Here is a 9,209-nt window from a genome sequence, read left to right on the forward strand (position 1 = left end):
GGGGCGGCGTGCGACGCTGAGCCCATGACCGCCCAGCGACACGAGCCCGAGCGCATCCTCATCGTCGACGACGAGCCCGCCGTACGGGAGGCGCTGCGCCGCAGCCTCGCCTTCGAGGGGTACGGGACGCAGGACGCCGTGGACGGGATCGACGCGCTCGCCCGGATGGAGTCGTACGCCCCCGATCTCGTCGTCCTCGACGTCCAGATGCCCCGCATGGACGGGCTGACCGCGGCCCGCCGGATCAGGGCCGGCGGCTCGACCGTGCCGATCCTGATGCTCACGGCGCGCGACACGGTCGGCGACCGGGTCACCGGGCTCGACGCGGGCGCCGACGACTACCTCGTGAAGCCGTTCGAGCTGGACGAGCTGTTCGCCCGGATCCGGGCCCTGCTGCGGCGCAGCTCGTACGCCTCGGCGACGGCCGCGGGGCCCGCCGAGGCCGACGTGCTGGCGTTCGAGGACCTGCGGATGGACCTGGCGACGCGCGAGGTGACCCGGGGCGGGCGGACGGTGGAGCTGACCCGGACCGAGTTCACGCTCCTGGAGATGTTCCTGGCGCACCCGCGGCAGGTGCTGACGCGGGAGCAGATCCTCAAGGCCGTGTGGGGCTTCGACTTCGAGCCGAGCTCGAACTCGCTGGACGTGTACGTGATGTACCTGCGGCGCAAGACGGAGGCGGGCGGCGAGCCGCGTCTCGTGCACACGGTGCGGGGCGTGGGCTACGCGCTGCGCGGAGGGGGCGGGGAGTGAGGCGTCCCCTGGCCTGGTTCCGGTCGCGGCCGCTGCGGTCCCGGCTGGCGCTGCTGACCGCGACGGCGGTCGCGGTGGCGGTCGCGGCGGTCTCGCTGGCCTGCTGGTTCGTGACGCGGGCGCAGCTGGAGGCGGAGCTGGACTCCTCGCTGCGCGACACCCGGATCACCGACGACGAGGCGCAGCGGCTGCTCGGCTCCTGCGCGCCGGGGTCCGGGAACCGCCCGTTCCCGGCGGGGCCGGCGCAGACCCTGCAGATCGTCACCACCACGGGCGACCTGTGCACGCTCGGCACCTCGCCGATCCCGGCCCAGGCCGGTGACCTCGCGGTGGCGCGGGGTCAGCAGCCGTTCGCGCTGCACACCACGAACGCCCTGAACGGCACGGAGATGCGGGTGTACTCGTATCCCGTGGTGATCGGGAACCAGCCGGTGGCCGTCTCGGTCGCCCGTCCGCTGGACGAGATCGACCGCTCGATGTCCACGCTCGCCTGGGTGCTGCTGCTCGTCTCGGGGATCGGGGTCGTGGGAGCGGGCGCGGCCGGTCTGTGGGTGGCGCGGACCGGTCTGGAGCCGGTGGACCGGCTGACCGGGGCGGTCGAGCACGTGGCCGCGACCGAGGACCTGACCGTGCGGATCCCGGCCGAGGGCGAGGACGAGATCGCCCGGCTGTCGCGGTCGTTCAACGCGATGACGGCGGCGCTCGCGACCTCCCGCGACCGGCAGGCGCAGCTGATCGCGGACGCCGGTCACGAGCTCCGTACGCCGCTGACCTCGCTCCGGACGAACGTGGAGCTGCTCGCGCGGAGCGAGGAGACGGGGCGGGCGATCCCGCCGGAGGACCGGCGGGCCCTGATGGCATCGGTGAAGGCGCAGATGACGGAGCTGGCGGCGCTCATCGGCGACCTCCAGGAGCTGGCCCGCCCGGACGCGGCGCAGCAGGGGCCCCTGGAGGTGGTCCCGCTGCACACGATCCTGCGGGCGGCCCTGGACCGGGCGCGGCTGCGCGGTCCCGAGCTGACGTTCGTGACGGATCTGGCGCCCTGGTACGTGCGGGCGGAGCCGGCCGCGCTGGAGCGGGCGCTGGTGAACGTCCTGGACAACGCGGTGAAGTTCTCGCCGCGCCGGGGCACGGTCGAGGTGACGCTGATGCGCGGCGAGCTGACGGTCCGGGACCAGGGTCCGGGCATTCCGCCGGAGGAGCTCCCGCACGTCTTCGACCGCTTCTGGCGGTCCCCGTCGGCGCGCAGTCTGCCGGGTTCGGGGCTGGGGCTCTCGATCGTGGCCCGTACGGTCCACCAGGCGGGCGGCACGGTCGCGCTGACGCCGGCGGCCCGGGGGGCCGGCACGGTGGCGACGCTCCGGCTGCCGGGTGCGCCGACCCCGCCGCCGTCAGTTGTGGCGGATGAGGGACTCGACGAGTCCTGAGCGGGTGTTCGGGTAGTCCAGGACGGTGATGCCGAGGCCCTTCCAGGTGTTCGCCGTGCCGTCGAGGAAGGCGTGGACGCGGGGGTTGAGGTTGTCGGAGTTCCAGCGGGGCGGCAGGGACGCGGAGGTGCTGACGAAGTTGATGTACAGCCTGCCGGGCTGCTCGACGGCCTGGCGGTAGTGGGCCTCGACCTTGGGGTACTTGGCGTTGGGCAGGGCGTTCCAGTCGTCCTGGAGCGCGATGGCTCCGCCGTCCCACCACTTGAGGCCGGGCAGTCCGCCGTTGTCGGCGATGAGGACGATCCTGCCGCGGGCCTGGCCGAGGGTGGGGACGGTGTCGCCGATGCGGAACAGCGGGCGCCAGCCTCGGTTGTCGAGGTAGTCGTCGAAGACGGCGCGGAAGGTCGCGTCGGAGTCGGTGGAGTACTCCTGCTTGACCCGCATCAGGACGGTCTCGGAGGGGTGGGCGGCCAGGAACGCGCGGCAGGCGACGAGGACGTCGCCGAACATCGCCTGCTGGTACGAGGCGCCGTGGTGGATGGCGAAGGAGCCGCCGGTGACCCGGCAGCGTACGTCGAGGAAGCGGATTCCGGAGTCGAGCTGCTGGGCGACGGTGGTGTTCTGGCACTCGGACCACGGGCCGCCGAAGCGGGCGCCGGAGTCGTGGGTGCCGGGAATGGTGAGCTTCTGGAGCGGGGTGGGGTCGCCGTGGCCGGCCATCCAGTCCCGGGTCGTGGCCGCCCGGGCCGAGGGGGCGCCGACCAGGAGGACGGCACCGGCCGCCGCGGCTCCCGCGAGAAAGCTTCTACGGTCCATGCGCGGAGTATGGCGTGTACGCGTCAGACCGCGCCAGGGTGCGGTGTCCCCGTACGACGGGAAGGGGGCGGCGGACGACGAGGAGCCGCGGACGACGAAGGGGCGGCGGACCGTCGAACGGCCCACCGCCCCCTCAGGAGTGCATGCGGGATTACTTCACGACCGTGATCCGGCCCGTCGCCGGCGGGGCCAGCGGGGCGGCCGGGGTGGAGTGCGCCGCCAGGTAGGCGGTGAACACGTCCAGGTCGGACGCGCCGACCAGCTTGTTCTTGTGCTCCTTCAGGACGGCGAAGCCGTCACCGCCGCCGGCCAGGAACTCGTTCATCGCGACCCGGTAGGTCTTCGAGAGGTCGATCGGCGCGCCGTTCAGCTTCACCGAGGACGTCACGATCCGGTCGGCGCCGGTCTTGGTGAGGTCCAGGGTGTAGGTGAGGTTCTTCGAGACCTGGAGGATCTTCGGGGCGGCCTGGTTGGCGCCGCTGACCTGCTGCTGGAGCGTGGTGAGGAGCTGGGCGCCGGTCAGGTCGACCGCCGTCATCATGTTGGTGAACGGCTGGACGGTGTACGCCTCGCCGTAGGTCACCACGCCGTCGCCCTCGGCGCCGGACGCCTTGTGGACCAGCGGCGCGCGGACGCCGCCCGGGTTCATCAGGGCCAGCTGCGCGCCACCCTTGTCGGCCGGGGCCATGCCCTCCAGCTGCGCGTCGGCGATCAGGTTGCCCAGCGGCTTCTCGTACGCCGTCGCGTCGAGGGGATTGTCGATGTCGGCGGCGATGTAGCCGACGGGACGGCTCGCGATCGGGGCCGCCAGCGCGTTCCAGCGGGTGATCAGCCGGGTCATGTCCCGGGCCTTGGGCACGTCACGGGTGACGACGTGGTTCGCGGAGGAGACGGCCGTCCGGACGATGTCCTTCGTACGACGGTCGTAGGTGAGCGTCGTGTCGGTGAAGAGCCGGCCGAACGAGGCCGCCGAGGTGACCGTGCGCGGCTTGCCCGCCGGGTCCGGGACGGTGCACGCGTACGCCTGGTGGGTGTGGCCGGTGACCAGGGCGTCGACCTGCGGGCTGACGTTCTTCGCGATGTCCACGATCGGGCCCGAGATGCCGTTGCCGGGACCCGGGCTGTCGCAGTCGTAGTTGTACGCGCCCGAGGCCGGCAGACCGCCCTCGTGCAGCAGGGCGACGATCGACTTGACGCCCTTGCGCTCCAGCACCTTGGTGTACTTGTTGATCGTCTCGACCTCGTCGCCGAACTTCAGGCCCTTGATGCCCTCGGCGGAGACGATGTTGGCGGTGCCCTCCAGGGTCACGCCGATGAAGCCGATCTTGACGCCGTTGCGCTCCCAGATGAAGTACGGGTCGAGCAGCGGCTTGCCGTTCTTCTCCTTCGTCACGTTGGCGGCGAGGTACGGGAAGTCCGCGCCGCGGAACCGCTTGCCCTTCTCGAAGCAGCCCTCGGTCGGGTGGCAGCCGCCGTTCTGGATGCGGGCCAGCTCCTTGGCGCCCTCGTCGAACTCGTGGTTGCCCACCGAGGTGACGTCGAGCTTCAGGCGGTTGAGCGCCTCGATGGTCGGCTCGTCGTGGAAGAGGCCGGAGACGAGCGGGGAGGCGCCGACCATGTCGCCGGCGGCCGCGGTGATGGAGTACCGGTTGCCCTCGCGGGCCTGCCGCAGGTGCGTGGCCAGGTACTCGACGCCGCCGACGTCGTTGATGGTCTCGGTCGTGCCGTCTTCTTTGAGGTGGGTCAGCCGGCCCGCGGAGCCGGTCGGCGGCTCCAGGTTGCCGTGCAGGTCGTTGAAGGAGAGCAGCTGGACGTCGACGTACCGCCCGTGGTCGCTGCCGCCCCTGGTGCCGGAGGCGCCCGCGGGCAGTGCGGCGACGAGCGCGCCGACGGTGGCGAGCCCCGCGCCGACGGCGAGAATCCGCCCGGCCGTCCTCTTCTTCTTGGATGTCGCTGCCATCGCTCCCCTGTCCCCGCGCCCGTTCCGGTGCGCCACTCGACTGCTGACGTGCCAGCGAAGCCTAGAGTCAACGCGCGTAGCGCAACAGGGGGTAGCGGGTTACGAGACAGTTGCCGTCGGCTTTCCCCGGGGCGGCCACGCCTCACCGTAGGCTCGGGTCCATGACTTCCGACGCGGCGCCGGCCCTCGAACCCGGACGGCAGATCCACACCTACGACGCGCTCACGCCCGAGCAGATCCAGGACGTACTGGAGCTGCTGGAGGCCGCGGACCGCTCCGACGGCGTGCACGCCGTCTCCGAGCAGGGCAGGCTCTACCTCCGGCACGGCGGCCGCGAGGGCGTGCGGCACTTCCTCCTCACCGTCGGCCCCCGGCTCTACGGCTACGCCCAGCTGGAGGAGACCGACCCCATCGAGGCCCCGGCCGCCGAGCTGGTGGTCCACCCCGGCCACCGCGGCCGCGGCCACGGCCGGGCCCTGGGCACCGCCCTGCTCGGCGCGTCCGGCAAGCGGCTGCGCGTCTGGGCGCACGGCGGGAAGTCCGCCGCCCGGCACCTCGCCCAGGTCCTCGGCCTGACGCTCTTCCGCGAACTGCGCCAGCTCCGCCGCTCCCTGAACCCGCTCGACATCCCGGAGCCGGTGTACCCCGAGGGCGTCACGGTCCGCACCTTCGTCCCCGGCCAGGACGACGCGGCCTGGCTGGCCGTCAACTCCGCGGCGTTCGCCCACCACCCGGAGCAGGGCTCGCTCACCCAGCGGGACCTGGACGACCGGACCGCCGAGCCGTGGTTCGACCCGAAGGGCTTCTTCCTCGCGGAGAAGGACGGCCGGCTGATCGGCTTCCACTGGACGAAGACGCACGCCGAGGAGCAGCTCGGCGAGGTGTACGTGGTCGGCATCCTGCCCGACGCCCAGGGCGGCGGCCTCGGCAAGGCCCTCACCGCGACGGGCCTGCGCCACCTGGCGGCCCAGGGCCTGCCGACGGCGATGCTGTACGTGGACGCCGACAACACGGCGGCGGTCACGGTCTACGAACGCCTGGGCTTCGCCACCCACGAGGTGGACCTGATGTACCGCACGGAGTCCTGACTCCCCTGCGCACGGAGTCCTGACTCCCTTACGGAAGGGGGCGGTTGACACCGCCCCCTCCTTTACACCACCCTTTCACTACTTGATTAGTGAAAGGGTGGTGGAAGAGATCGTGGTCGAGTACCGCATCGACCGGCGCAGCGGCGTCGCCACCTACCTCCAGATCGTCCAGCAGACGAAACAGGCCCTCCGGATGGGCTTCCTGGAGCCCGGTGACCGACTGCCCACCGCACGCGAGGTCGTCGAAGCGACGGCCATCAACCCCAACACGGTCCTCAAGGCCTACCGCGAGCTCGAACGCGAAGGCCTCGTCGAGGCCCGCCGCGGCCTCGGCACCTTCGTCCGCGCCACGCTCGGCACCGGACCGGCCGACTCGCCCCTGCGCGGCGAACTCGCCGACTGGGCCCGCCGCGCCCGCACCGCGGGCCTGGACCGCGAGGACGTGGCCGCACTGTTCACATCCGTACTCAAGGAACACTTCGAGGGGGACGACGCATGACGAGAGACGGCATCGCGCTGGAGGCCGATCTCCTGGGCAAGTCATACGGGGGACGACACGGCTGGGCCCTGCGGGGATGCGCCTTCGCCCTCCCCGCCGGCCGGGTCTGTGCCCTCGTCGGCCCCAACGGCGCCGGCAAGTCCACCCTCCTCGCCCTCGCCGCCGGGCTCCTGCGCCCCACCGAGGGCACCCTCAAGGCCCCGGCCCGCGAACACCTCGCCTACGTCGCCCAGGACAAGCCGCTCCACCCCCGGCTCACCGTCGCCGACACCCTGCGCATGGGCCGCGAACTCAACCCGGACCGCTGGGACGACGCCGCCGCCCGGCGCGCCCTCGCCGACACCCTCGACCCCAAGGCCCTGATACGGACCCTCTCCGGCGGCCGGCGCACCCGCGTCGCCCTCGCGCTCGCCCTCGGCAAGCGCCCCGAACTGCTGCTCCTCGACGAGCCGATGGCCGACCTCGACCCGCTCGCCCGGCACCAGCTCATGGGCCTGCTCATGGCCGACGCCGCCGAACGCGGCACCACCGTCGTCATGTCCTCCCACATCCTCACCGAGCTGGAGGGCGCCTGCGACCACCTCCTGCTGCTCGACGGCGGCCGGATCCGCCTCGACGGACCCGTCGACGAACTCCTCGCCGCCCACACCCTGCTCACCGGCCCGGTCGCCGACCTCGCCCCGCACACGGTCGTCGAGTCCCGCACGACGGGCCGTCAACTCACCGCCCTGATCCGCCGCGAGGGCCCTCTCGAAGGCCCCTGGGAGGCGAGGGACCCCTCCCTGGAGGACCTCCTCCTCGCCCACCTCCGCACCACCGAAGGAGCCCCGGCATGAGCACCCTCGCCCTGAAGGGCCCCGCCTGGGTGACGGTCCGCCAGTACCGGCGCACACTCTGGCTCACCGGAGCCGCGGTGGCCGCGTCGCTCGCCGTGGTCGGCGCCCTGCGGATCTGGGACGCCCAGGAACGGACCTCGGGATCGTTCCCGTACGAGCAACGCCTCGGCTACGACATGCTCCGCGGGGCCCTGGAACAGCTCTCCTACGGCATGATCGCGCTGCCGCTGCTCGTCGGCGCGTTCGTCGCCGGCCCGCTGATCGCCCGCGAGTTCGAGTCGGGGACGTACAAGCTGGCACTCACCCAGTCGATCGGCCCGACGGCCTGGCTGCGCTCCAAGCTCGCCCTGGCGACCGCCGTCGCCGTCGCCGCCACGCTCGCCCTGATCGCCGTCTACCGGCTCGGCTGGACACGGGTCTCGGACTCCTGGGGCTTCCACTGGGCGGACCTCGGCCCGTACGACGCGGCCGGCGTCGTGCTCGTCGGGTACGTCCTGTTCGCCGTCGCCGTCGGCGCCCTCGTCGGCCAGCTGGTCCACCGCACGGTGGTCGCCATGGCCGTCACGGGCGGGATCGTCGGCCTCGCCCTGCTCGTCCTCGGCGCCTTCCGCTGGGACTTCCTGGCCGTCGAGACGGTCACCGGACCGGCCGAGAAGGACGCCTCCGTCGTCTTCGCACCCGACAACGGGATGCTCGTCGACCAAGGACTGATCGGCGTCTCCGGCAAGCGTCTGTCCGGCTGGTTCTGCACCCCCGACAACCCGCCCGGCGCCGCCTGCCGCCCCGACGAGCCGATCGCCGCCCAGTACGTCGACTACCACCCCCAGTCACACTTCTGGCCCACCCAGCTCATCGAGACCGGCATCCTGCTCGCCCTCGCCGCCCTCGCGGCCTACGCCGCCTTCCGCGTCCTGCGCGCCCGCCACCCGTAGGGACGCACCGGCACGCCCGGAGACCCGCCGACACCCGTAAAACATTCAAACGATCCGGGGCGGGGCCCGCACACGGCCCCGCCCTCGATTCCCGTACGTCATGTCGTCGTTACCGGCCATTCAGACGCGCTTGCGACGCTCACGCAATGAAGCGCTCCGTGACCCCGCCCGGCCGGGCGGCCCTCCCCAAAGGGCGCCCGGCCGGGCGGCCCTCCCCAAAGGGAGACTTCCCTCCCCCACGGCCCGCTCCGACGCGCCCGACCACCCCTTCGCGCGGAAGAATGGGGCCATGAGCCAGCAGCCCGCCGAGGTCCCGGTCCAGTCCTCCGCCCCGCAGTCCGCCCCGTCGCCCGCCGCGCAGACCGCCGACTCCATAGCCCCGCGCCGCGCGCAGGTGATCAACGGAGCCGTCGTGACCGACATCGAGGCGGACCTCGACGCCGACCCGGACACCTACGAGGACGACGGCCACCTCGGCGACGAACTGCCGCAGGGACGCTTCCTCGACCGCGAACGCAGCTGGCTCGCCTTCAACGAGCGCGTCCTCGAACTGGCCGAGGACCCCACCACACCCCTCCTCGAACGGGCCAACTTCCTCGCGATCTTCGCCTCCAACCTCGACGAGTTCTTCATGGTCCGGGTCGCCGGCCTCAAGCGCCGCATCGCCACCGGCGTCGCCACCCGCTCCGCCTCCGGCCTCCAGCCCCGCGAGGTCCTCGACCTGATCTGGACCCGCTCGCGCGAACTCATGGCCCGGCACGCCGCCTGCTTCCAGCAGGACGTCGCCCCGGCCCTCGCCGACGAGGGCATCCACCTCATCCGCTGGCCCGAACTCACCGAGAAGGAGCAGGCCCGGCTCTTCACCCTGTTCCGGCAGCAGATCTTCCCCGTCCTCACC

The 9,209-nt window shown here is 72.3% G+C and carries 8 protein-coding genes and 1 pseudogene; 7 read left to right on the forward strand and 2 right to left on the reverse strand.

The genetic code is table 11. The features are described 5' to 3' along the window. Nucleotides 1–24 precede the first annotated feature (24 nt). Both EAO70_RS13230 and EAO70_RS13235 read left to right on the forward strand, forming a co-directional pair. Entirely contained in the window at nucleotides 25–753 is a 729-nt protein-coding gene (locus tag EAO70_RS13230) for a response regulator transcription factor (RefSeq protein WP_148003197.1), read from the forward strand. Further along, entirely contained in the window at nucleotides 750–2,180 is a 1,431-nt protein-coding gene (locus EAO70_RS13235) for a sensor histidine kinase (protein WP_261992837.1), read from the forward strand. Before EAO70_RS13230 ends, EAO70_RS13235 begins: the two co-directional genes overlap by 4 nt. Here EAO70_RS13235 and EAO70_RS13240 read toward each other — a convergent pair. Both EAO70_RS13240 and EAO70_RS13245 read right to left on the reverse strand, forming a co-directional pair. Next, nucleotides 2,145–2,996: a phosphatidylinositol-specific phospholipase C gene (locus EAO70_RS13240; protein WP_148003198.1), complete on the reverse strand. Its 852-nt coding sequence runs from the start codon at nucleotides 2,994–2,996 to the stop codon at nucleotides 2,145–2,147. The genes EAO70_RS13235 and EAO70_RS13240 overlap by 36 nt on opposite strands. Nucleotides 2,997–3,147: 151 nt before the next feature. Further along, nucleotides 3,148–4,956, reverse strand: a complete 1,809-nt coding sequence (locus EAO70_RS13245; RefSeq protein ID WP_148003199.1) for a bifunctional metallophosphatase/5'-nucleotidase — start codon at nucleotides 4,954–4,956, stop codon at nucleotides 3,148–3,150. A 161-nt stretch (nucleotides 4,957–5,117) separates the two neighbouring features. On the opposite strand from EAO70_RS13245, the gene mshD reads away from it, so the two are divergent. From mshD to EAO70_RS13270, 5 genes and pseudogenes are all read left to right on the forward strand, one after another. Beyond that, a complete protein-coding gene (gene mshD / locus EAO70_RS13250; protein ID WP_148003200.1) occupies nucleotides 5,118–6,044 on the forward strand; it encodes a mycothiol synthase in 927 nt (308 codons plus the stop codon). Between the two features lie 112 nt (nucleotides 6,045–6,156). After that, nucleotides 6,157–6,543, forward strand: coding sequence for a GntR family transcriptional regulator (locus EAO70_RS13255; RefSeq protein WP_148003462.1), 387 nt, complete (start codon nucleotides 6,157–6,159; stop codon nucleotides 6,541–6,543). Further along, the gene (locus EAO70_RS13260) at nucleotides 6,540–7,379 is read left to right on the forward strand and encodes an ATP-binding cassette domain-containing protein (protein ID WP_148003201.1); all 840 of its coding nucleotides are present in this window, start codon (nucleotides 6,540–6,542) and stop codon (nucleotides 7,377–7,379) included. Before EAO70_RS13255 ends, EAO70_RS13260 begins: the two co-directional genes overlap by 4 nt. Beyond that, nucleotides 7,376–8,311, forward strand: a complete 936-nt coding sequence (locus tag EAO70_RS13265) for an ABC transporter permease (RefSeq protein WP_148003202.1) — start codon at nucleotides 7,376–7,378, stop codon at nucleotides 8,309–8,311. The genes EAO70_RS13260 and EAO70_RS13265 overlap by 4 nt, the downstream gene beginning before the upstream one ends. Before the next feature lie 289 nt (nucleotides 8,312–8,600). Continuing rightward, nucleotides 8,601–9,209 (forward strand): annotated as a pseudogene (locus EAO70_RS13270) (RNA degradosome polyphosphate kinase); the annotation flags it as partial.

It is taken from the genome of Streptomyces sp. adm13(2018), from assembly GCF_008042145.1.
GTDB lineage: Bacteria > Actinomycetota > Actinomycetes > Streptomycetales > Streptomycetaceae > Streptomyces.